This window comes from Pseudomonas sp. FP1740 (genome assembly GCF_030687165.1).
Classification (GTDB): Bacteria; Pseudomonadota; Gammaproteobacteria; order Pseudomonadales; family Pseudomonadaceae; genus Aquipseudomonas.
Genome location: NZ_CP117461.1, coordinates 386,081 through 408,997, shown reverse-complemented (window position 1 = coordinate 408,997; position 22,917 = coordinate 386,081). Strand labels below are relative to the sequence as shown.

The following is a 22,917-nucleotide window of genomic DNA, read 5'->3' as shown; positions in this document are numbered from 1 at the left end:
TAAGAAGACTGGATGAAAACCCGCGACCGGATTCTCGAATGTGCCCTGCAGTTGTTCAATCAGAAGGGCGAACCGAACGTGTCCACCATGGAGGTGGCCAACGAAATGGGCATCAGCCCGGGCAACCTCTACTACCACTTCCACGGCAAGGAGCCGCTGATCCTGGGGCTGTTCGAACGCTTCCAGACCGAACTGACGCCCTTGCTCGATCCACCGTCCGATGTGGAATTGGCCCCCGAAGATTACTGGCTGTTCCTGCACCTGATCGTCGAACGCCTGGCACAATACCGGTTTCTGTTCCAGGACTTGTCGAACCTTGCCGGCCGCCTGCCGAAACTGGCCAAGGGGATACGCAACCTGCTCAATGCGTTGAAGCGCACACTGGCTTCATTGCTGGCACAGTTGAAGGCTCAGGGCCAGTTGGTCAGCGACACCCAGGCGCTGGGACAACTGGTGGAGCAAATCACCATGACATTGCTGTTCTCGCTGGACTATCAGCGGATTCTCGACCGTGAAGGTGAAGTACGACTGGTGGTGTACCAGATCATGATGCTGGTGGCGCCGCATTTGTTGCCGCCGGTCAAAGTCGCGACCGAGCGGTTGGCGTTGCAGTACCTCGAAGAGCACGACTGACCCGGTGGGTCTTCGATGGTTTCTGGAATCCATGCACAAACAAAAACGCCCGACCTTTACAGGCCGGGCGTGATCGTTCCCATGCTCCGCGTGGGAATGCAGCCGGTGACGCTCTGCGTCACTGCCGCAATGGACGCGGAGCGTCCGGTGAGGCATTCCCACGCGGAGCGTGGGAACGATCATCAGGACTGACTGGTTGGCGCCGATGGAGTCGGTGCGATAGTCGGGGTTACAGCAGGGGTCGGCGCAGCGGCGGAGTTCGCCGGACTGACCGGGGTTGCCGGTTTGGCGGCAGCCACTGCTGGTTTCGGAGCGGCCGCTTTCGGGGCGGCTGGTTTTTTCACTGCTGGCTTCTTCGCCGCAGCGGGTTTGGCCGCTGCGGTTTTAGCTGCAGGTTTGGCCGCTGGTTTAGCGGCTGGTTTTGCAGCAGCTTTTGCAGCGGGTTTAGCGGCCGCTTTGGCTGCAGGTTTCGCAGCAGCAGTTTTGGCTGCAGGTTTCGCTGCGGCCTTGGCCAATGGTTTGGCAGCGCTTTTAGCTGCCGGTTTGGCCGCTGCGGTTTTCGCCGCAACAGGCGCAACCTTGGCACCGGTGAGTTTTTCGATTTGCTTGGTCAGGGTATCGACCTTGCTGTGCAGTGCCTTGACCTCATTGCGGCTCGGTACACCCAGGCGCGAAATGGCGCTGTTCAGGCGCTTGTCGAAAGCCCCTTCCAGCTCATCCCACTTGCCCAGTGCGCGATCTTTCACACCGCTGATGCGCGACTTGGCCGACGAAGCGGAGTCCTTGGCCGCATCGACTTTCTTGCCGACAGCGCTCTTGGTGAGCTTCTCGGCTTTCTCGCCGTCCTTAACCAATGCATCGAAGAGTTTGCTGCCGTCAGAATCAATCTTCGAGTACACGCCTAAACCAGCCAGCCAGATCTTGCGGGAGTAGTCTTCGACCTTCCCGATCCACGAGCTGCCTTCTTTTTCAGTATTCTTTTTGCCAGCCATCCCGTTCTCCTTAAGATTTACGCGCGACACGTTCGAGCAATGCTGTCAGCTCATCGAGCTTAGCAGAGAGTGTCTCCACGTCATGTTTAGACGGAATGCCGATACGATTCAAGGCACTTGCGATACGCGTATCGAAAGCCTTCTCGACTTTGTCGAGTTGAAGTTCGACTTTGCCTTTGAAAGTACTCACTTCACTCTTGGCTTCATCGATCTCGGCATTAGCCGCTTCAAGTTTCTCAGCAACTACTTTTTTGCCTTTCTTTTCAACAGCTTGACCAGCCTTGATCAACTCTTGAACGTACTCGCTACCCTCTTGACCGACCTTGGTGTAAGCACCCAGGCTCGCCAGCCAGATCTTGCGGGCATACGATCTGACGTCGTTCAGAGTGCTGGTCTCAACGTCGACTTTTTTCTTCACAATAACTTTGGCCATGGTCCACCTCACGCGCAGAAGGGTTGAGGAACTGCCCGCGAAAGTGTCGGGCTCAGGCACAAAGTAGGGAGAAAAATTAGAAACGGCACCCTAACAAATGACACAAATCGGTGGTGCCTCCGGGAAAAGATCTCAGCCTTCGGCAACGCCTGCAGATGTACACATTTCAATGCAGGAGCCGCCGAAGGCTGCGCTCTTTGGGGAGTCACGCGAGGGCTTTGTCGAGGGCCCTTTCGATTTCCGATTTGATGGTGCCGCTCATGGCGGACATCAACAGCCCCAGTTCGACATCGACCCTGATCGAATCCTCGCCCACATGCACCGCCCCTTTCACACCGGAGCGCTTGAGGTTCAGCGTGTCGCCAGACCACTGTGGCTCCAGGCCATATTGATCGGACAGTTTCTGCGCCAACTTGTCGGCCTTCTCGCGGGCCGCTTCCTTACCCAGGCCATGGGCACGCTCAACACTAATATGGGCCATCGAATGACTCCTGCTTTATGGACACTTCCTGAAGCATCTTGACCGTTACTGCGTCAAAACGTCCCGGTTTCTCTATATCTTACCTTCAGCCTTGCCAAGACAAAGCAGGCCACCGGGATTAGAATGTCCCGCATTCTATTTTGGTGACAGCGATATGACTGATCAGCGCAAAGGCAGCGATGCCGAACCCACCACTCACTTCGGCTTCAAAAACGTTCCGGAAAGCCAGAAAGCGGAAAAAGTCGCTGAGGTTTTCCACTCGGTAGCCGCCAAGTACGACTTGATGAACGACCTCCTGTCGGGCGGCATGCACCGTCTGTGGAAGCGTTTCGCGATCGAACTGTCGGGCGTGCGTGCCGGTAACCGCGTGCTGGACATCGCCGGCGGCACTGGCGACCTGACCAAAAAGTTTTCGCATCTTGTGGGACCGACCGGTCAGGTAGTGTTGGCCGACATCAACGAATCCATGCTCAAGGTCGGTCGTGACCGCCTGCTGGATTTGGGTGTGTCTGGCAACGTCGAATTCGTCCAGGCCGACGCTGAAAAGCTGCCGTTCCCGGACAACCACTTCGACTGCGTGACCATCGCTTTCGGCCTGCGCAACGTGACGCATAAAGAAGACGCCCTGCGCTCGATGCTGCGCGTGCTCAAGCCCGGCGGTCGCCTGCTGGTGCTGGAGTTCTCCAAACCCACCAACGCACTGATGTCCAAAGCCTACGATGCCTATTCGTTCGCCTTCATGCCGTTGATGGGCAAGCTGATCACCAATGATTCGGAAAGCTATCGCTACCTGGCCGAATCGATCCGCATGCACCCGAATCAGGAAACCCTGAAGTCGATGATGGTCGAGGCCGGTTTCGACCGCGTGACCTACCACAACATGACCGCAGGCATCGTCGCCCTGCACCGTGGCATCAAACCCTGATGTTGCTGGCCGGCCTGCTCGCCAGCGTTGAACTCGGTCTGAACCGGGTGCTGCGTCTCGACAGCACGGCGCTGCCGCGGCTGGCGCATTTGAGTGGCAAGGTGATTGCCGTCGACTGCCGCAGCCCGGCGCTGCAAGTGTTCATCCTGCCCAGCGACGAAGGTCTGATGCTGGCGTCCCACTGGGAAACCGGTGCCGACTGCACCTTGCGCGCACCGGCCTCAAGCCTGCTGAAACTGGCGACGAGCAAAGACAAGACTTCCGTGCTGCATGGCCCGGAAGTCGAACTCGACGGCGACAGCGGCGTGCTGCTGGAACTGGCGGCGGTCCTGCAGGACCTGGAGCTGGACTGGGAGTACGAACTCTCGCGCTGGCTGGGACCTGTGGCCACGCAACTGGTCGGCGGTCACCTGCGCAGTCGCGCACGCTGGTATCAGCAAGGGTTCGCCAGCCTCAACCAGAACCTGGGCGAGTACCTGGCCGAAGAATCGCGCACCCTCGTCGGTCAGCGCGAAGCGGAAGCCCGTTTCAGTGAACTGGACCAGATCAAGCTCGATCTGGAACGTCTCGAGGCGCGTTTCGAGCGCCTTTCCCGATCCCTCGACCCAAGCGATAACGCATGAAGCTGCTTGCCGTCCGCCGTTTGTTGCGCATCCAGCGCGTCGTGATCCGCTACCGCCTCGATGACCTGCTGTTCGCCCTGCCATTGCCCTGGTTTCTACTGGCGCTGCGCTATGCCTTGCCGTGGCGCTGGTTCCCGCGCAAGCCCCTGGACCTGAGCCGTGGCGCACGATTGCGCCTGGCGTTGCAGGACCTTGGGCCGATTTTCATCAAGTTCGGCCAGATCCTTTCGACGCGCCGCGACTTGCTGCCCGAAGACATCGCCGATGAACTGATGATGTTGCAGGACCGGGTACCGCCGTTCGACTCGCAAGTGTCGGTCCGGTTGATCGAAGAGCAGCTCGGCAAGAAGATCAATGAAGTCTTCTCACGTTTCGACGTCGAACCGCTGGCCTCGGCTTCGGTGGCGCAGGTGCATGCCGCGCAGCTGAAAACCGGTGAAGAAGTAGTGGTCAAGGTGATCCGCCCGGGCCTCAAGCCGGTGATTGCCCAGGACCTGGCATGGCTGTTCATTCTTGCCCGCGCCGCGGAAAAACTCTCGGCCGACGCCCGTCTGCTACACCCGGTGGACGTGGTCAGTGACTACGAAAAAACCATCTACGACGAACTCGATCTGCTGCGTGAGGCCGCCAACGCCAGCCAGTTGAAGCGCAACTTCGACGGTTCGCCGCTACTGTATGTGCCGCAAGTCTATTGGGACTGGTGCCGACCGAAAGTGCTGGTGATGGAGCGCATCTACGGGATTCAGGTCACCGACCTCGCGACCCTGGCCGACCAGCGCACCGACATGAAAATGCTCGCCGAGCGTGGCGTGGAGATCTTCTTCACCCAGGTGTTCCGCGACAGCTTCTTCCACGCCGACATGCACCCCGGCAACATTTTCGTCAGCACCGTGCAGCCCTGGAGCCCGCAGTACATCGCCATCGACTGCGGCATCGTCGGCAGCCTGACCCCGGAAGACCAGGACTATCTGGCGCGCAACCTGTTCGCGTTCTTCAAGCGTGACTACCGGCGTGTCGCGCAGTTGCACATTGACTCGGGCTGGGTGCCGGCGGAAACCAAACTCAACGAATTCGAAGCGGCGATCCGCACGGTGTGCGAGCCGATCTTCGAAAAACCGTTAAAAGATATTTCCTTTGGTCAGGTGCTGATGCGCCTGTTCCAGACCGCTCGACGCTTCAACATGGAAGTGCAGCCGCAGTTGGTCTTGCTGCAAAAAACCCTGTTGAACATCGAAGGCCTGGGTCGTCAGTTGTACCCGGACCTTGATCTGTGGAACACCGCCCAGCCGTTCCTCGAACGCTGGATGCGCGAGCGCGTCAGCCCCAAAGCCTTGCTGGGCAACGTGCAGAGCCAGTTCGAGCAACTCCCGCACCTGGCCAACATGGCCCGCGACCTGCTTGAGCGCATGTCCCAACCCCACGCCAACGACCCGCCGCCTCCGTGGCACCGGCGCAAGGACGACGTGTTCCTGCGCCTGCTCGGCACCGCTCATCTGGCGGGTGGCACGATACTCGCAGCCGGTGGCCCGTTACACGAACTGGGGCATTGGCCCGCCGGAATCATGGTGGCGATCGGCTTGTATCTGGTCGTTCGCCGATAGCCAGTTGGATCATCGGCTGGCACACTGTTTGAACGCTGAATTTGAACATTGGCCTCAACTATTGAAGTAGAGCCCGCTGTCGGAGTCGAAGATGAAAAACTGGCTGGACGAGATCAAGTGGGACGCCGATGGACTGGTGCCGGCGATTGCCCAGGATCACAAGACCGGACGCGTCCTGATGATGGCCTGGATGAACCGCGAAGCACTGCAATTGACCGCCGCCGAGAACCGTGCCATTTACTGGTCACGTTCCCGTGGCAAGCTGTGGCGCAAGGGCGAAGAGTCCGGCCACGTGCAAACCCTGCATGAGATGCGCCTGGACTGTGACGCTGACGTGATCATCCTGATGGTCGAGCAGATCGGCGACATCGCCTGCCATACCGGCCGTCAGAGCTGCTTCTATCGCGTCTTCGAGAACGGCGACTGGAAAACCGTCGACCCGGTTCTCAAAGACCCGCACGCCATCTACTCCGCAGGACATACCCATGAGTGACACTTTGACCCGTCTGGCCCAGGTGCTGGAAGAGCGCAAAGGCGCAGCCGCCGACAGCTCGTACGTCGCCAGCCTGTACCACAAGGGCTTGAACAAGATTCTGGAAAAAGTCGGCGAAGAGTCGGTCGAAACCATTATCGCCGCCAAGGATGCCGCCATCAGCGGTGACTGCAGCGATGTGATCTACGAGACCGCCGACCTGTGGTTCCACAGCATGGTCATGCTCGCCCAGTTGGGGCAACATCCACAGGCTGTGCTCGATGAACTGGACCGTCGCTTCGGTCTGTCCGGACACGCCGAGAAAGCCTCGCGTCCGTCCGCCTGAATAATTATTGGAGAGGAACGCAACATGGGCATTTTTGACTGGAAACACTGGATCGTCATCCTGATTGTCGTGGTGCTGGTGTTCGGCACCAAGAAACTGAAAAACCTCGGCACTGACGTGGGCGAGTCGATCAAAGGCTTTCGCAAAGCCATGAACGATGAAGACAAGCCAGTCGATCCGACAGTGACCCCGGCCCAACCGGTTCCGCCTGTCCAGCCACAGGCCACAACGTCTGTGAACCCGCCGCACACCATCGACGTGCAGGCGCAAAAAGTCGAAGAGCCGACCCGCAAAGACTCGTGAGCACTGACTAATGTTTGGTATCAGCTTCTCTGAACTGCTGCTCGTCGGCCTCGTCGCCCTGCTGGTGCTGGGCCCCGAGCGTCTGCCGGGCGCTGCGCGCACCGCTGGCCTGTGGGTCGGACGGCTGAAGCGCAGCTTCAACGCGATCAAACAGGAAGTTGAACGTGAAATCGGTGCCGACGAAATTCGCCGGCAACTGCACAACGAGCACATTCTGTCCCTGGAGCAGGAGGCGCGGAAGATTTTCACGCCGACTCAGCAGGAGCCAACGCCGGTGGAACCGGTGGCGACGCCGACGATTCATGCGCCGACAACTGACGCTACGCCGGCGGTTGCAGCCGCTGAACCTGCGCCTGCCAACCCAGTAGAACCTGTTGCTCCTGCCGCTGCGCCGACAACCCCGGCGCCTCACGACACCACTTTGCCGCCGCGAGCCCCATGAGCGATCTCCCCGAAAACGACCAGCACATGCCACTGGTCTCGCACCTCACCGAGTTGCGCACCCGTCTGCTGCGCTGTGTAGCGGCGATTTTCATTATCTTCGCCGGGTTGTTCGCCTTCACCCAGCAGATCTACACCTTCGTCTCCACGCCGCTGCGCCAGTACCTGCCGGCCGGCGCGACGATGATCGCCACCGACGTGTCGTCGCCGTTCCTGACGCCGCTGAAGCTGACCATGATGGTCTCGTTGTTCCTGGCAATCCCGGTGATCCTGCATCAGATCTGGGGTTTCATCGCGCCAGGCCTGTACAAGCATGAGAAGCGCATCGCCGTGCCGTTGCTGGTCTCCAGCATCCTGCTGTTCTACACCGGCATGGCCTTCGCCTATTTCCTGGTGTTCCCGCTGATCTTCAAGTTCTTCGCCGCTGCCACCCCGGCCGGCGTGGAAATGATGACCGACATCACCAGCTACCTCGATTTCGTCATGACACTGTTCTTCGCCTTCGGCGTGGCGTTCGAGATCCCGGTGGCCGTGGTGCTGCTGGTGTGGATCGGCGTGGTCAACGTCGCCTACCTGAAGAAAATCCGCCCGTACGTGGTCATCGGCTGCTTCGTGGTCGGCATGATCCTGACGCCGCCGGACATCTTCTCGCAGACGCTGTTGGCCGTACCGATGTGGTTGCTGTTCGAGATCGGCGTCCTGTTCGGCGGCCTGATCAGCAAGCGCGGTGAGCACCCGGACGAAAAACCGGCTGACGATCACAACGACCAACCGCCAGCGACCCAAGCGTGAATCTGCTGCTCCTCGAGGAGGCCGATTTCATTGCGGCCGACCGGGCGATCCTGCGCGATCGCCGCTTGACCCATATGCAGGAAGTCCATCGCTGTGAAGTGGGTGACAGCATGCGCGTCGGGCGTATCGACGGGCTGATGGGCGCCGCCGAAGTACTGCGCCTGGACGCCGACGAAGCCGAGTTGCGCGTCACCCTCGACCAGCCGCCGCCAGCCAAGCTGCCACTGACCCTGGTGTTGGCCCTGCCACGCCCGAAAATGCTCCGCAGGGTGTTTCAGACCGTGGCCGCCATGGGTGTGCCACGAATCGTTCTGGTAAACAGCTATCGCGTCGAGAAGAGCTTCTGGCAAACACCGTTCCTCGAACCTGAAGCGATTCGCGAGCAATTGATCCTGGGGCTTGAACAGGCCCGGGACAGCGTGCTGCCGGAAGTCGTCATCGAGAAGCGCTTCAAACCTTTTGTCGAAGATCGCCTGCCAGCAATCACTGAAGGCACTCTCGGCCTGGTCGGTCATCCCGGCAATTACCCGCCCTGCCCCCGTGGCCTGGACGAACCCGTGACCCTGGCCATCGGCCCCGAAGGCGGCTGGATTCCTTACGAAATCGACCTGCTGGCCAAGGCCGGCCTGCAACCGGTGCAGCTTGGCGAGCGCATCCTGCGGGTGGAAACCGCCGTCACTGCACTGCTCTCGCGCTTGTTCTAACCCCCCCAGATCAAACCTCCCCCTGTAGGAGCTGCCGAAGGCTGCGATCTTTTGATTTTTAGAATCAGGATCAAAAGATCGCAGCCTTCGGCAGCTCCTACGGGATCGTGCCTTGGCGCCTACAGATTCCCGTCTGCCTGCCGATACAGTCCCCATAAAACCGAATAATGGTCCGAGGGGAGTTGCAGCATGTACCGTTGGCTAGCCGAGAAACTGGGGAACGTAAGCGTCAATCGCAAACTGGGTGTCGGCTTTGGCCTCGTGCTGCTCATGACTCTCCTGATCACCTTCACTGGCTGGAATAGCCTGGGCAGTGTGATCAGTCGCGCAGACAAGCAGAGTTACATCTCCAATCTCAACGAGTTGGGCAAGGATTTGCGAACCGCCCGTCTCGAATACGAAATGCGTCGTGGCGAACAAGGTCCAGCAGCCGTCAGCGAACTCGTGGGCAAGCTCGATGATGGCATACAGGTTGCTCTCAAAATGTTTGTGCTCCCCGCGAGCAAGGAAATGCTCAGTCAACAACTGGCCGCCCTCGGTGAGTACAAACGCGCCTTTGCCGACATGAATCAGGCGACACAGAACCGTGAATCGGCCCGATCCAAGCTCGGCGCCACCGCCGACAACGCTGTGGCCAAGGTGACAGAAGTCGAAAAGTCCTTGCTGCAAGGCGACAGCGTCACTCAATTCAACAGCGTGGTCGAGCTGAGCAAACTGCTCCAGCAAGCACGCTTCCAGGTGCGCGGTTATACCTACAGCGGCAAGGCCGAAGCCGAGCAACCCGCGCTGGATGCCATCGACAACGCCCTGAAGAACCTTGAAAGCCTTCCGGGCAAACTGCCGGAACAACACACCGTCAACCTGCAACAAGCCACCGAATCGCTCAAGGGCTACCGCGTCGCAGTCAGCCAGTTCCGCGACGCGCAGGTGGCCAGCGCCGCCGCCCTCAAGAAGATGGTGGATCAAGAGATCCGCTTGAATGACCTGAGTGCACAACTGACCCGCACGCAAACCGACAAGCGTGACCAAGAGACGGCCCAAGCGAAAAGCACGCTGATCATCGTGACCGTCCTGGCGTTAGCGTTTGGCCTCCTCGCAGCCTGGATCATTACGCAGCAGATCGTCGTTCCACTGCAACAGACGTTGGTGGCAGTCGAACGTGTCGCCTCGGGCGACCTGAGCCATAACCTTGAGGTCACTCGCCGCGACGAGCTGGGTCAATTACAAAGCACCCTGCAGCGGATGGTCGTCAGCCTGCGGGAGCTGATCGGCGGCATCAGTGACGGCGTGACCCAAATCGCCAGCGCCGCTGAAGAACTGTCTGCCGTCACCGAGCAGACCAGCGCCGGGGTCAACAGTCAGAAGGTTGAAACCGATCAAGTGGCCACCGCCATGCACGAAATGACCGCCACCGTGCAGGAAGTCGCGCGCAATGCCGAGGAAGCGTCCGAAGCCGCCGTCGCCGCCGACCAGCAGGCCCGCGAGGGTGACAGGGTGGTCGGCGAAGCCATCGCCCAGATCGAGCGCCTGGCCCTCGAAGTCGGCAATTCCACTGCTGCCATGGGCGACCTGAAGCGCGAAAGCGACAAGATCGGCAGCGTGCTCGACGTGATCAAATCCGTGGCCCAGCAAACCAACCTGCTGGCGCTCAACGCCGCCATCGAAGCCGCCCGCGCCGGTGAAGCCGGGCGGGGCTTTGCGGTGGTCGCCGACGAAGTCCGCAGCCTGGCCCAGCGCACCCAGAAGTCCACCGAAGAAATCGAAGAGCTGATCGTTGGCCTGCAAACCGGCACTCAGCAAGTCGCGACCATCATGGACAACAGCCGCAACCTGACCGACAGCAGCGTCGAACTGACCCGCCGCGCTGGCGGCTCGCTGGAGAGCATCACACGCACCGTGTCGGCGATCCAGTCGATGAACCAGCAGATCGCCGCTGCCGCCGAGCAACAGAGCTCGGTGGCCGAAGAGATCAACCGCAGCGTGCTTAACGTGCGTGACGTGTCCGAGCAGACCTCGGCCGCCAGTGAAGAGACCGCGGCCTCCAGCGTCGAGCTGGCGCGGCTGGGGACGCATTTGCAGATGCTGGTGGGCAGGTTCAAGGTTTAACACCACATAAAGCAAAAAAATCGCAGCCTTCGGCAGCCTGCAGGAGCTGCCGAAGGCTGCGATCTTTTTTCGGCGATGCGGTTACAAAACCTGGCGCAAAAACGCCTGTGCCCGCGGATCCTTCGGTGCATCGAAGAACTCGGCCGGAGAGGCATCTTCCAGCAATTTGCCGTGATCGAAGAACAGCACCCGATCCGCCACTTCCCGGGCGAAGCCCATTTCGTGGGTGACGCAAACCATGGTCATGCCTTCTACGGCCAGGGTCTTCATCACATCCAGCACTTCACCGACCATTTCCGGGTCGAGCGCCGACGTCGGCTCATCGAACAGCATGACCTTCGGCTCCATCGCCAACGCCCGGGCGATGGCCACGCGCTGCTGCTGACCACCGGACAGGCGCGATGGAAACTCGTGGGCCTTCTGAGCGATACCGACCTTTTCCAGCAACACCATGGCCTTGGCCTCGCGCTCCTTCTTGCCGCGCTTGCGCACGACTTTCTGGGCCAGGCAGAGGTTTTCCAGCACGGTCATGTGCGGGAACAGGTTGAAATGCTGAAACACCATGCCGACTTCGCGGCGATAGGCGTTGACGTCGGTTTTCGGGTCGGCCAGTTGCAGACCGTCGATGCTCACCGAACCGGAGTCGAACGCTTCCAGGCCATTCAGGCAGCGCAGAAAGGTCGATTTGCCGGAACCGGACGGGCCGATCACCACCAATACTTCGCCCTTCGCCACTTGGGTGGTGACGTTGTCCACCGCGCGAACCACCTGGCCGCGGGTGTCGAAGACTTTTATCAGATCGCGGACTTCAATCACTTTGCGCGAGCCTCCGCTCAAGCCGACCGGCGATTTTCGACAGCGGCAGGTTGATCAACAGGTACAGCCCAGCCACGCAGAACAGGATTTCGAACGGCGAGAACGAGGTGGTGATGACTTCGCGACCGCTTTTCAACAGTTCGGTAATCGCGATCACCGACACCAGCGAGGTGTCCTTGACCAGACTGATGAACTGCCCGGCCAGCGGTGGCAGCACGCGCTTGAACGCTTGTGGCAGCACCACATGGCGCATCGACTGGCCACCGCTCAAACCGAGGGAGCGCGCAGCTTCGTTCTGGCCGCGTGCAATCGATTGCACGCCAGAGCGGATGATCTCCGCCACGTAGGCACCGGTGAACAGCGACAGCGCGGCGATCCCGGCGAACTCCCGGGAGAGGTTCATCACGGTGCCAATGAAGAAGTAGAAAATGAAAATCTGCACCAGCAGCGGCGTACCGCGCACCAGCTCGACGTAGATCGTCGAGAGGTCGCGCAGGGTCGGGTTGTTCGACAGGCGGCACAGCCCGGTGGCCAGGCCGATCAGCAGGCCAAGCACGCCAGACACCAGGGACAACCACAACGTGGTCCAGAGCCCCCATAGCAGCGGGCCGGCGGCCCAATGCCGGGTCACGCCGATCACATCGCCTTCGGCCACATCATCGCCTTGCGCGACTTGCAGGCTGTTGTCGTCAACCGTCAGGTGCTGCTCATCCCCGGCATCATTGCGCAGGGTGACTTCAGCCTTGCCGCCCTTGCGCACCAGCTCGCTGACGGTGGAGATGTCGGCCGCACGCTGGGACTCTTCGGCGTGGTAGGCGAAGTACTGCGGCACGCGGTTCCAGCGCCACTCGTAGGACATCAGCGAGGTGGCGTAGTACAACGCGCCGGCCAGGCCGATCAGCACCAGCACGGTTAATACGTGCCAGGGCCATTGGGCTTTTTTCTGTTTCATTAAACGTTTCTCTGATTCGCTCGTTCCCACGCTCTGCGTGGGAATGCATCCAGTGACGCTCTGCGTCACGCTTGCGAAGGAACGCGGAGCGTCCCGGGCGGCATTCCCACGCAAAGCGTGGGAACGATCAAGTAGAGGTGTTACTCCATGTCCTTGAGCCAGGCGGTGTCTTTAAACCACTTGTCATGGATGCGATCGTAGGTGCCGTCTTCGTGAATCTGGTGCAGGAAGTTGTTGATGAAGTTGAGGCTGTCGTAATCGCCTTTCTTCAGGCCGAAAGCCAAAGGCTCATAGGTGAACGGCTTGTCGAGGAACAGCAGTTTGCCGTTGCCGACCTTGTTCACCGCCACGACGTTGTAAGGCGCGTCGTAGATAAAGGCGTCAGCCTTGCCGTTGACCACGTCGAGCACCGCTTCCTGCTCGTTGTCGTAGCCGTGGTACTTGGCTTTGGAAATGAGTTTTTTGGCGACCATCTCGCCGGTGGTACCGAGCTTGGAGGTGATGCGGTAGTCGGCGGTGTTCAGGTCTTTATAGGACTTGATGGTGCCTTCCAGCTCCTTGCGGATCAGCAGCGTCTGGCCGACCACGATGAAGGGCTCGCTGAAGTTCAGGCGCAGGTTGCGTTCCTGGGTCAGGGTCATGCCACTGCCGATCATGTCGAACTTGTCGGTCAGCAGGGCCGGGATGATGCCGTCGTAGCCGGTGGATACCATTTCCAGCTTGACGCCCATGGCCTTGGCCATGGCTTTGAGGATGTCGACTTCGAAGCCGATGATCTCGCCACGCTTGTTGGTCATTTCGAACGGCATGTAGGTCGGGTCCATGCCGACTTTCAGCGTGCCGCGCTTGACCGCGTCATCAATGGCACCGGCCTGCGCCGCGTTGACTGCAACCAATGCCGTGACGCCGACCAGCAGCATCGACAGATACTTCTTCATCTTCAAGTCCCCAAACCATCGCGTTGTAAGGCACGCAAACTGCAGATTTCCTTTGGAAAACCGGCAGATACGAACAGAAAATTGTCCGGGCGCACCAATTCGGGGACGGATGCTAACGCACTCGGCCGTTTGCACAAGGGGTTGAGGGAGATTTGTTTGATCGTTCCCACACAGAACACGGAACGATCATCAGCACAAAAAAACCCCGCTTTCGCGGGGTTTTTCATTATGCCAACTGAGGCTGCACGCTCAACGGTTTGAGCGGCAACAGCGGCGCATGCGGATCGGCATCCACTGAAGTGCGCCAGGCCTGCAGCCACTCGGCATGGCCTTCGCTCCAGACTTGCTCATGCAAGCGACCCAGTGCCACCGGATCACTCAGCAGGGCCACACGCTCGTTGTTGGTCAGCCCTTCAGGCCCGGCCTTCATCGCATGGCGAACCCGCTCGACGCGCAGCCATTCGATCGGCTCGGCCTCACGGTGACGGGAGGTCGCCAACGCACATGCCAACGCGTTCTGCTGAGGATCGACCACCGACCGGACGAAGCCGTCGTGCAGTGCATGCCAGCGGTTTTCGTGGGTGTACTGATCGGTCGCCAGCAATGCCTGCGGCGGATTGTATTCCTCAGGAATCAGGAACAGGCTCTCGTCACGGGACTTCAGGCCCAGGCCGACACGACTGGAGATCACCGACACCGGAATCGACAGCATCAGCGAACCGACGATCGGCACCAGCCACCAGAGGAAGCTCGGGTTCAGCCAGATCACCAGCAACGCCCAGAAGAAACCCAGCAAGGTTTGCGGACCGTGGCGCTTGACCGCTTCGCTCCACGGCGTGGAGTCGTCGTCACGTTGCGGCGAGTTCCAGGTCGCGGCCCAGCCGAGGAACGCGGCGAGCACGAAACGGGTGTGGAAAATCATCCGCACCGGCGCCAGCAGCATGGAGAACAACATCTCCAACAGCATCGACAGCGTCACCTTGAACCTGCCACCGAACTCTTTCGCGCCCTTGGCCCAGATCAGGATGATGCTCAGCAGCTTCGGCAGGAACAGCAGCACGATGGTCGTCGAGAACAGCGCGATCGCCTTGTCCGGGTGCCATTGCGGCCACAACGGATAGAGCTGGCGCGGTTCCAGGAAGTACTGCGGCTCCATCAGCGTATTGGTCGCCAGCAGGGCCGTCGACAGCACGAGGAAGAAGAACCACAACGGCGCCGACAGGTAAGACATCACGCCTGTCAGGAACACCGCGCGGTGTACCGGGTGCATGCCTTTGACCAGGAACAGCCGGAAGTTCATCAGGTTGCCGTGGCACCAGCGACGGTCACGCTTGAGTTCGTCCAGCAGGTTCGGTGGCAGTTCTTCGTAGCTGCCCGGCAAGTCATAGGCAATCCACACGCCCCAGCCGGCACGGCGCATCAGCGCCGCTTCAACGAAGTCGTGGGACAGAATCGCACCGGCGAACGCGCCTTTACCGGGCAACGGCGCCAGGGCGCAGTGCTCGATGAACGGCTTCATGCGGATGATCGCGTTGTGGCCCCAGTAGTGGGATTCGCCCAACTGCCAGAAGTGCAGGCCAGCGGTGAACAGTGGACCGTACACACGGGTGGCGAACTGCTGCATACGCGCATAAAGGGTGTCCATGCCCGACGCACGCGGCGCGGTCTGGATGATCCCGGCGTCCGGCGTGGCTTCCATCAGGCGCACCAGGCTGCTCAGGCATTCGCCACTCATCACGCTGTCGGCGTCGAGCACGACCATGTACTTGTAGTCACCACCCCAACGACGGCAGAAGTCGTCGAGGTTGCCGCTTTTACGTTTTACGCGACGACGGCGGCGGCGGTAGAAGATCTTGCCGAAGCCCTTGGCTTCACGGCAGACGTCCAGCCAGGCCTGCTGTTCGGCGACGCAGATATCGGCGTCGTTACTGTCGCTGAGCACGAAAAAGTCGAAGCGATCCAGGTTACCCGAGGCTGCAACCGACTCGAAGGTCGCCCGCAAACCGGCGAATACCCGCGGCACGTCTTCGTTGCAGATCGGCATCACCAATGCGGTGCGTGCATCCTTGGCGATCGGCTCGTTGCCGGCGCTGGCGCCGGAAATGCGGTACTTGTCGCGACCGGTGATCAACTCGAGGAAGCCCATCAGCGCGGTCCAGAAACCGGCCGACACCCAGCAGAACAGAATCCCGAACAGAATCAGGATGCTGGTTTGCAACACGTAAGGCAGCACCTGGGCCGCAGTTTGCAGCAGCGGTTGGTGCAGGACTTCTTCCAGATCGACGAACGACCAGCCCTGGTACGGCATGATGCCTTTCATGTACCAGCCGGCGACGATCGTCTGACCGAGCATCAGCACCAGCAGAATGTAACGACGGATCGAACCGACGGTGCGCCAGCGAGCTGCTGGCAACACGTTCTCGTCTTTCGGCGGCTTCGGCGGGTTGGTGCGACCGGTCAGCCGACGCCAGCCACGCACCAGAATATTGGTGCGCCATGGCTCCGGAACGACTTTGGTCCGACGGATCGGCGGGGCTGCCTTGAGGCAAACCCGACCACTGGCGTCGAGTCCCAACATTTGCGCATCCGCCAGTTCTTCGGCGGTGTTCAGGGTCAGACGCCGCCCGACCGACGCCTGGGCGGCATCGGTGGGCGCGTCGAACGCCTGGGACGACAGACGTTCATGCAACTCACTGAAAGACTTGCAGTCCGCGAGTTCCGCGCGCTGCTCGTCGGTCATCGGCAAATGCGCCAGGTACTCGGCAAGCGTTTGTGGCTGTACTTGTGAATTACTCATCGGCGGGCAACTGATAGCTCCAGGTCTCGGTCAGGACTTGTTCAGTCGGTGCCGATTCCGGTGTGGCAGGGGCCGCTTCGGCAGCAACAGGCTGCTTGGCGTCTTTGTTGTCCTTGTCCTTGGTGTCCTTGACTTGCTGGGCTTGCGCTTCAGCTTGCTTGGCTTCCTTGGCTTCTTTGTCCTTCTTCTCCTGCTGGCGGGCGGCGATCTTGTCGGCCTTGGCAACGGAAGAGCTGGACGCTGGCGCAGTGGTCTTGATCGTCTCGGCAGGCGTGATGGTCTTGACCAGGGCTGCACGCATTTCGGTGGACTTGCCCGGATCCTTGATCTTCATCCGCAGGGTCAGGCGCCAGCCCTTGGTTTCAGGGTTATAACGGACACTGTTCTCGACCAGTTCCGCGTTGTCGCCAACACTCACCTGACTGCGCACTTCGGCATCTTCCGGCAAGTCTTGCAGGGACGGACCTTGGAAATCCACCAGGTAGGCCACGCTGCCGTCCGGCTGACGAATCAGGTTCGACTGCTTCACGTCACCCGTGGAACGCAGGGTCTGTTGAACCCAGGCGCTGTCCGCCGAATGCAGGGAGGCTTCGTCGATGGTCCAGTGCATGCGATAGGCGACGTCCAGGGACTGGCCAGGCTCTGGCAGTTTTTCCGGGCTCCAGAAAGCAACGATATTGTCGTTGGTTTCGTCAGCGGTAGGAATCTCCACCAGATCGACGGAGCCCTTGCCCCAATCGCCTTTCGGCTCGATCCAGGCACTTGGGCGCTTGTCGTAGCGGTCATCGAGGTCTTCGTAGTGGCTGAAGTCACGACCACGCTGCAGCAAGCCGAAACCGCGCGGGTTCTCGATCGAGAAGTTGCTCACGGCCAGGTGTTTCGGGTTGTTCAATGGACGCCAGATCCATTCGCCGTTGCCGGCATGGATCGACAGACCGCTGGAGTCGTGCAGTTCGCGACGGTAGTTCAGCACTTTCGACGGCTGGTTGGCGCCGAACAGGAACATGCTGGTCAGCGGCGCAACGCCGAGTTTGGTGACCTTGTCACGCAGGAACATCTTGGCCTTGACGTCGACGACCGTGTCGCTGCCCGGACGCAGGGTCAGGCGATAGGCACCGGTGGCGCGCGGCGAATCCAGCAGGGCGAAGATCACCAGGTGCTTGTCGCCCGGCTTCGGCTGCTGAATCCAGAACTCGGTGAAACGCGGGAACTCTTCGCCGGACGGCAAGGCGGTATCGATGGCCATGCCGCGAGCGGACAAGCCATAGGTGTGGCCCTTGCCGACAACGCGGAAATAACTCGCGCCGAGCATGGTCATGATTTCGTCTTGCTTGTCGGCCTTGTTGATCGGGTACAGCACACGGAAACCGGCATAACCCAGTTGTTCAGTGGCTTTAGGATCGAATTTCACGTCGCCGAAATCGAAACGACTCGGGTCGTATTTGATCTCTTCGACGGTGTTGGCCGTGATTTCGTTGATTTTCACCGGCGTATCGAAGTGCATGCCCTGGTGATAGAACGACAGCTTGAATGGGGTTTTCTGACCGGCCCACTCGGCTTTTTCGGTGCGGAACCGAATTTTTTGATAGTCCGCGAATTTCATCTCGCGGAATTCGTTCGGCAGGTTACTGCGCGGGGCTTCGTATTTTTGCCCGGCCAGCTCTTTTGCCTTGACCGATACGTCATCCAGATCGAATGCCCAAAGCTGGCCGGCGCTGAACAGGCAGAGCAGTGCAGAGCCCGCTACCAGAGCATTTCGAAACCGTTTGGCAGACAATTTTGGTGCATTACAGGGACTAACAATCACGAGCAACCCTCGCCGAAAACAGATCAAAAAACCAACGGCCAGTTAAAGTGCCAGCACGGTGTACGGTGGGAAAAAACCGACCCTGCGGACCACTCTTGCCAAGTTGGCGAGCATTGTTCCGACTCCCATGGGGCAAAATGATTCCCCAACAGGCCGCGGACAAGTCTCTACCTAAGTCAAAATGGACCAACGAACGCTGATCCCCGTAGCGCGCGATTATCTAGTAGGCCGCGTTACAACGCATCAGGGGGAAGCAAGTATTTATCGGGATAAACCCCTGTTTTTAGCCGAAACGCCCTTAAAAACATGTTTCAAGAGCTTTTACGTCTGTAACAGGAAGGTTACCGGGCCATCATTGACCAGATGCACCTGCATATCCGCGCCGAATCTACCTGATGCCACAGTGCCATGCACCTGTTTCGCTTTGCCCAATAAATAGTCGAACAGCGCCTCGCCCAAGGCCGGAGGGGCCGCAGTCGAAAAACTCGGACGCAACCCGTTTTTGGTATCGGCGGCCAGGGTGAACTGCGAGACCAGCAACAACCCGCCGCCCACGTCCGCCAAGGACAGATTCATCTTGCCCTCGGCGTCACTGAATACTCGATAGTTAAGCAGTTTATGCAGAAGTTTGTCGGCGCTGGCCTGCGTGTCGTCGGGTTCGACCGCCACCAGCACCAGCAACCCCTGATCTATCGCACCCACCACCTCTCCCGCGACCTCGACTCGCGCGCCGCGCACGCGCTGCAGCAGGGCCTTCATGCTTCGTCAGGCGACAGGTCGAGCAAGCGACGGGCCATCTGATCGGCGGCGCGTACCAATGCATCGGTGATCCCCGGTTCGGACGCCGCATGGCCGGCGTCGCGGATCACCTGCAATTCGCTGTTCGGCCAGGCTTGATGCAGTTCCCAGGCGTTGTCCAGCGGACAGATCACGTCATAGCGACCATGGACAATGACGCCGGGCAGATGGGCGATCTTGCCCATGTCGCGGATCAGTTGGTTCGGCTCAAGGAAAGCGTTGTTGGTGAAGTAGTGGCATTCGATGCGGGCGATGGACAACGCACGCTGGGGTTCGGAGAAACGATCGACCACCAGCGGGTTCGGACGCAAGGTCGCGGTGCGGCCTTCCCAGATGGACCAGGCCTTGGCCGCGTGCATCTGGGCGATCTGGTCGTTTCCGACCAGGCGTTTGTGGAATGCCGTGAGCAAGTCGTCGCGCTCGTCCAGCGGGATCGGCGCGATGTAGTCCTGCCAGTAATCGGGGAACAGGCGACTGGCGCCACACTGGTAGAACCACTCGATTTCCTGGGGACGGCAGAGAAAAATCCCGCGCAGAATCAGACCGTGCACGCGCTCCGGGTGGGTTTGCGCGTAAGCCAGGGCCAGGGTCGAACCCCAGGAACCGCCGAACAGCACCCATTTGTCGATGCCCAGGTGCTTGCGGATCCGCTCGAGGTCGGCGACCAGATCCCAGGTGGTGTTGTTCTCAAGGCTGGCGTGGGGCGTGGAGCGACCGCAACCGCGCTGGTCGAAGGTGACGATGCGATACAGGTTCGGATCGAAATACCGGCGGCTCTGCGCATCACACCCGGCGCCAGGGCCGCCGTGAATGAACACTACCGGCAAACCTTCCGGTGAACCGCTTTCGTCGACATACAGCGTATGGGTTTTATCGACGGCCAGATCGTGCCGGGCGTGGGGTTTGATCTGCGGGTACAAAGTCTGCATTGCGCGCTCCGTAAGGGGTCGAGGTCATCCCTGTAGGGACTTCTATTATTCTGCCGTCCGGCATCATAAACCCGAATTACTTCAATGAGCATGCCCCTTGCCGCGTCAGCGCTTGTCAGCCCGTCTTGTCAGCCAAATAGCCGAGCAGGGTTTCATAGAGTCGGTCGACCTCGGCAACCTGCCCCCGCGCCCGCAAACAACCGTGAACCAGCCCCTGACCGTAGTAAAGCATTGCGCTCACGCCGGCGGCGTTGAGTCGCCCGGCGTAAAGCACGCCGTCATCGCGCAGCGGGTCGAACTGCGCCACGGCGATCAATGCCGGCGGCAGACCGCTGAAATCGTCGCCGAGCAACGGCATCGCATAAGCACCCGGCTGTCGGGTTCCGCGTAAATACAACGCGTGATAACAATCCAGATCGCCGCTGCTGAGCAATGGCGCGTCGGCGCATTCGCTGCGCGACAGCAATCGGTGATCACCGCCCAGGCCCGGGTAGATCAGCACCTGTGCACAAGGCGCCGGTTCGCCGGCATCGCGCAAGGCCAGACACAGCGCAGCGGCGAGGTTGCCGCCAGCGCTGTCGCCGGCCACCAGCGTCCGCGCCGGGTCGAGCTGAAACGGCCCCGTGCGCAACGCACGCCAGACACTCAGGCAGTCATCGAACGCCGCTGGAAACGGATGCTCCGGCGCCAGCCGATAATCGACGGCGATCACCAACACACCGAGCACCGATGCCAGTTCGGCGCAGATGAAGTCGTGGGAGTCCAGATCCCCCACCACCCAACCGCCGCCATGCAGATACACAATGCAGGGCCAACCGTTGGTCGGCGGCGGAACCGGTGGTTGCCAGGCGCGCACCGCGACTCCCGCCAACTCGAAATCGACCACCTCAAGCCCCGCGGGATGTGGCGGGGTAAACGCCCGGCACATCTCGCTGTAGGCCTGACGCATACCGGCGAGGCTGCTGTCAGTGCTGTTGAAGCTGAGGGTTTTCTCGACGAATGCCGACATCTGCGCAGAGATCGGATACGCGGCCATCAGGGTTTCAAACTGGCCTGAACGGTTGCCACGCCATCCTTGCCATCGAAACTGCTGACACCCGCCAGCCAGCGCTGAAGGTCTTCGGGATGATCACGCAGCCACTGTTTGGCGACATCCTGCGGCGTCTTGCGCTCCATGATCGGCACCATCAACTGGCTTTCCTGGGCAGCGGTGAAGGTCAGGTTTTCCAGCAGACGGTTCACGTTCGGGCAACGCTCGGCATAGTCCGGCGCGGTCACGGTGGAAACGGTCGCCGCGCCTTCGTTCGGGCCGTAGACGTCTTCGCTGCCGGTCAGGTAGGCGATGTTCATGTTGATGTTCATCGGATGCGGGGTCCAGCCGACGAACACCACGAACTCCTTGCGATTGACCGCCCGTTGCACGGCGGCGAGCATCCCGGCCTCACCGGACTCGATCAGCTTGAAGTCCTTCAAGCCGAAGCGATTGGTCTCGATCATGGTTTTGATGGTGGTATTGGCGCCGCTGCCCGGCTCGATGCCGTAGATTTTGCCGCCCAACTGATCCTTGAATCTGGCGATATCGGCGAAGGTTTTCAGGCCGACGGCAGCGACGTAGTCAGGTACGGCGAGCGTTGCCTGGGCGTCGGCCAGGCTCGGTTTGTCCATGACCTTCACTTGATTGGCCGCGACGAACGGGGCGATGTTCTTGTCCATCGCCGGTTTCCAGTAGCCGAGGAAGATATCGAGGCGTTTGTCGCGAATGCCGGCGAAGATGATTTGCTGCACGGCGCTGGTTTGCTTGCTTTCATAACCAAGGCCATTGAGCAGCACATCAGCCATGCCGCTGGTGGCAATGACGTCGGTCCAGTTGACCACGCCCATGCGCACGGTCTTGCAGGAAGCGGGGTCGTTGGCGAAAACGCTGGTGCTCAGAAGAGCAGTGCCGGTGAGGATTAACAGACAGCGGTTGAACAGTCGTTTCATCGGGAAGGCTCGCTCGGCAGCAGATTATTGTGGGCCCGGTGTCTTTGTGCACCGTGCCCACAACGTTACGCAGCGCCGAGTCGGCAAAAGTGACCTGTGGCGACCGTGTTTTGCACGGTGGCGACTGTCTCAACCGATCGTTCCCATGCTCTGCGTGGGAATGCAGCCCGTGACGCTCCGCGTCACTGGACGCGGAGCGTCCCTAGAGGCATTCCCACGCGGAGCGTGGGAACAATCAGTCAGCCGTAGTGCTTTTCGCCCCACGCCAACAGCCCTTGCAGCAATTCCCTAAGCACCACTTGCGTCGGTGCCGCCAGGTCCGGGCGATAACGGAACGGCTGGAACTCTTCCATGTACGTGCACTGGCCTAACTCCAGTTGCACGGCATGAATGTTCTCGGCCGGGTTGCCGTAATGCCGGGTGATGTGACCGCCCTTGAAGCGACCGTTCAGCACATGGCTGTAATCGGTGTGCTTCGCGCAGATCGCTTCCAGCTGTGTGGCCAACTGTGGATCGCAGCTGGCGCCGTTGAAAGTGCCGAGGTTGAAGTCCGGCAGCTTGCCGTCGAACAGGTGCGGGATCACCGAGCGGATCGAGTGCGCGTCAAACAGCAGCGCGTAGCCGAACTCGGCTTTCAGCCGTGCCAGTTCTTCCTGCAAGGTGCGGTGGTACGGCGTCCAGATCTGCTCCAGATACGTCGCCCGCTCTGCAGCCGACGGCTCCAGCCCTTCGCGGAACAACGGCACGCCATCGAACAGCGTCGCCGGATACAGACCGGTGGTGGCGCCGACATATAAAGGCTTGTCGTCGGACGGCCGGTTCAGGTCGATGACAAACCGCGAGTACTCGGCCGCCAGGGTGCTGGCGCCCAGTTCGGCGGCGAATTCATAAAGCCTGGGGATATGCCAATCGGTGTCCGGCAGGCTTTTCGCGTCGGGGATCAACCCCGCTTCCACCGTCGGGGTCAGGCGCAGGCCGGCGTGGGGCATGCTGATCAGCAGTGGCACGCGGCCTTGTTTGAAGTTCAGAACCTTATCCACAACTG

At 60.3% G+C, this 22,917-nt stretch carries 24 protein-coding genes and 1 pseudogene; 12 read left to right on the top strand and 13 right to left on the bottom strand.

Translation table 11 applies throughout. The features are described from left to right. Nucleotides 1-12 precede the first annotated feature (12 nt). On the top strand, nucleotides 13-633 hold the full coding sequence (locus PSH69_RS01850) for a TetR/AcrR family transcriptional regulator (RefSeq protein WP_019581845.1): 621 nt from the start codon (nucleotides 13-15) through the stop codon (nucleotides 631-633). 182 nt (nucleotides 634-815) lie between these two features. Here the strand turns inward: PSH69_RS01850 and PSH69_RS01845 are convergent, their stop codons facing one another. The 3 genes from PSH69_RS01845 to PSH69_RS01835 form a co-directional block, all read right to left on the bottom strand. Continuing rightward, nucleotides 816-1,625, bottom strand: a complete 810-nt coding sequence (locus tag PSH69_RS01845; protein WP_138866662.1) for a phasin family protein — start codon at nucleotides 1,623-1,625, stop codon at nucleotides 816-818. Between the two features lie 10 nt (nucleotides 1,626-1,635). Further along, entirely contained in the window at nucleotides 1,636-2,058 is a 423-nt protein-coding gene (locus PSH69_RS01840; RefSeq protein ID WP_111453927.1) for a phasin family protein, read from the bottom strand. 205 nt (nucleotides 2,059-2,263) lie between these two features. Then, nucleotides 2,264-2,539, bottom strand: coding sequence for a polyhydroxyalkanoic acid system family protein (locus PSH69_RS01835; protein ID WP_018929158.1), 276 nt, complete (start codon nucleotides 2,537-2,539; stop codon nucleotides 2,264-2,266). Nucleotides 2,540-2,693: 154 nt separating this feature from the next. Here PSH69_RS01835 and ubiE point away from each other — a divergent pair, with 154 nt between their 5' ends. The 11 genes and pseudogenes from ubiE to PSH69_RS30150 all read left to right on the top strand — a co-directional run bounded on the left by ubiE (nucleotide 2,694) and on the right by PSH69_RS30150 (nucleotide 10,852). Beyond that, nucleotides 2,694-3,464, top strand: coding sequence for a bifunctional demethylmenaquinone methyltransferase/2-methoxy-6-polyprenyl-1,4-benzoquinol methylase UbiE (ubiE, locus tag PSH69_RS01830; RefSeq protein WP_007936800.1), 771 nt, complete (start codon nucleotides 2,694-2,696; stop codon nucleotides 3,462-3,464). Next, nucleotides 3,464-4,087, top strand: a complete 624-nt coding sequence (locus PSH69_RS01825) for an SCP2 domain-containing protein (protein WP_305410868.1) — start codon at nucleotides 3,464-3,466, stop codon at nucleotides 4,085-4,087. Before ubiE ends, PSH69_RS01825 begins: the two co-directional genes overlap by 1 nt. After that, a complete protein-coding gene (gene ubiB / locus PSH69_RS01820) occupies nucleotides 4,084-5,688 on the top strand; it encodes a ubiquinone biosynthesis regulatory protein kinase UbiB (RefSeq protein ID WP_028939613.1) in 1,605 nt (534 codons plus the stop codon). Before PSH69_RS01825 ends, ubiB begins: the two co-directional genes overlap by 4 nt. 91 nt (nucleotides 5,689-5,779) lie before the next feature. Continuing rightward, nucleotides 5,780-6,181 carry a phosphoribosyl-AMP cyclohydrolase gene (gene hisI / locus PSH69_RS01815; protein WP_007936797.1) on the top strand — a complete coding sequence of 134 codons (402 nt, stop codon included), beginning with the start codon at nucleotides 5,780-5,782 and terminating at the stop codon, nucleotides 6,179-6,181. Continuing rightward, nucleotides 6,174-6,506 (top strand): phosphoribosyl-ATP diphosphatase, encoded by a 333-nt coding sequence (locus PSH69_RS01810; RefSeq protein ID WP_007899279.1) that lies wholly within the window; start codon nucleotides 6,174-6,176, stop codon nucleotides 6,504-6,506. Before hisI ends, PSH69_RS01810 begins: the two co-directional genes overlap by 8 nt. A gap of 24 nt (nucleotides 6,507-6,530) precedes the next feature. Beyond that, nucleotides 6,531-6,809, top strand: coding sequence for a twin-arginine translocase TatA/TatE family subunit (locus PSH69_RS01805; protein ID WP_305410867.1), 279 nt, complete (start codon nucleotides 6,531-6,533; stop codon nucleotides 6,807-6,809). 10 nt (nucleotides 6,810-6,819) lie between these two features. Beyond that, nucleotides 6,820-7,251, top strand: coding sequence for a Sec-independent protein translocase protein TatB (gene tatB, locus PSH69_RS01800; protein WP_305410866.1), 432 nt, complete (start codon nucleotides 6,820-6,822; stop codon nucleotides 7,249-7,251). Beyond that, nucleotides 7,248-8,042, top strand: a complete 795-nt coding sequence (tatC, locus tag PSH69_RS01795) for a twin-arginine translocase subunit TatC (RefSeq protein WP_019581837.1) — start codon at nucleotides 7,248-7,250, stop codon at nucleotides 8,040-8,042. The genes tatB and tatC overlap by 4 nt, the downstream gene beginning before the upstream one ends. Beyond that, nucleotides 8,039-8,746 carry a 16S rRNA (uracil(1498)-N(3))-methyltransferase gene (locus PSH69_RS01790; protein WP_305410864.1) on the top strand — a complete coding sequence of 236 codons (708 nt, stop codon included), beginning with the start codon at nucleotides 8,039-8,041 and terminating at the stop codon, nucleotides 8,744-8,746. The genes tatC and PSH69_RS01790 overlap by 4 nt, the downstream gene beginning before the upstream one ends. A 189-nt stretch (nucleotides 8,747-8,935) precedes the next feature. Continuing rightward, nucleotides 8,936-9,949: pseudogene (locus tag PSH69_RS30155) on the top strand (methyl-accepting chemotaxis protein); the annotation flags it as partial. Nucleotides 9,950-9,988: 39 nt separating this feature from the next. After that, nucleotides 9,989-10,852, top strand: a complete 864-nt coding sequence (locus tag PSH69_RS30150) for a methyl-accepting chemotaxis protein (protein ID WP_370695246.1) — start codon at nucleotides 9,989-9,991, stop codon at nucleotides 10,850-10,852. An 81-nt stretch (nucleotides 10,853-10,933) separates the two neighbouring features. Here PSH69_RS30150 and PSH69_RS01780 read toward each other — a convergent pair whose 3' ends face one another. The 10 genes from PSH69_RS01780 to hutG all read right to left on the bottom strand — a co-directional run bounded on the left by PSH69_RS01780 (nucleotide 10,934) and on the right by hutG (nucleotide 22,912). Continuing rightward, on the bottom strand, nucleotides 10,934-11,668 hold the full coding sequence (locus PSH69_RS01780; RefSeq protein WP_007936789.1) for an amino acid ABC transporter ATP-binding protein: 735 nt from the start codon (nucleotides 11,666-11,668) through the stop codon (nucleotides 10,934-10,936). Then, a complete protein-coding gene (locus PSH69_RS01775; RefSeq protein ID WP_305410862.1) occupies nucleotides 11,661-12,620 on the bottom strand; it encodes an amino acid ABC transporter permease in 960 nt (319 codons plus the stop codon). The genes PSH69_RS01780 and PSH69_RS01775 overlap by 8 nt, the downstream gene beginning before the upstream one ends. A 140-nt stretch (nucleotides 12,621-12,760) precedes the next feature. Continuing rightward, nucleotides 12,761-13,558, bottom strand: a complete 798-nt coding sequence (locus tag PSH69_RS01770) for a transporter substrate-binding domain-containing protein (protein ID WP_033063925.1) — start codon at nucleotides 13,556-13,558, stop codon at nucleotides 12,761-12,763. A 226-nt stretch (nucleotides 13,559-13,784) separates the two neighbouring features. Further along, the gene (mdoH, locus tag PSH69_RS01765; RefSeq protein WP_305410861.1) at nucleotides 13,785-16,355 is read right to left on the bottom strand and encodes a glucans biosynthesis glucosyltransferase MdoH; all 2,571 of its coding nucleotides are present in this window, start codon (nucleotides 16,353-16,355) and stop codon (nucleotides 13,785-13,787) included. Next, nucleotides 16,348-18,162, bottom strand: coding sequence for a glucan biosynthesis protein G (locus PSH69_RS01760; protein ID WP_305410860.1), 1,815 nt, complete (start codon nucleotides 18,160-18,162; stop codon nucleotides 16,348-16,350). The genes mdoH and PSH69_RS01760 overlap by 8 nt, the downstream gene beginning before the upstream one ends. Before the next feature lie 321 nt (nucleotides 18,163-18,483). After that, nucleotides 18,484-18,921, bottom strand: coding sequence for a D-aminoacyl-tRNA deacylase (gene dtd, locus PSH69_RS01755; protein WP_258672065.1), 438 nt, complete (start codon nucleotides 18,919-18,921; stop codon nucleotides 18,484-18,486). Next, nucleotides 18,918-19,889 carry a prolyl aminopeptidase gene (gene pip, locus PSH69_RS01750; protein ID WP_018929173.1) on the bottom strand — a complete coding sequence of 324 codons (972 nt, stop codon included), beginning with the start codon at nucleotides 19,887-19,889 and terminating at the stop codon, nucleotides 18,918-18,920. Before pip ends, dtd begins: the two co-directional genes overlap by 4 nt. Before the next feature lie 115 nt (nucleotides 19,890-20,004). After that, on the bottom strand, nucleotides 20,005-20,925 hold the full coding sequence (locus tag PSH69_RS01745) for an alpha/beta hydrolase (RefSeq protein ID WP_305410858.1): 921 nt from the start codon (nucleotides 20,923-20,925) through the stop codon (nucleotides 20,005-20,007). Next, a complete protein-coding gene (locus tag PSH69_RS01740) occupies nucleotides 20,925-21,872 on the bottom strand; it encodes a choline ABC transporter substrate-binding protein (protein WP_305410857.1) in 948 nt (315 codons plus the stop codon). Before PSH69_RS01740 ends, PSH69_RS01745 begins: the two co-directional genes overlap by 1 nt. Nucleotides 21,873-22,111: 239 nt before the next feature. Continuing rightward, nucleotides 22,112-22,912 (bottom strand): N-formylglutamate deformylase, encoded by an 801-nt coding sequence (gene hutG, locus PSH69_RS01735; protein ID WP_305410856.1) that lies wholly within the window; start codon nucleotides 22,910-22,912, stop codon nucleotides 22,112-22,114. Nucleotides 22,913-22,917 lie beyond the last annotated feature (5 nt).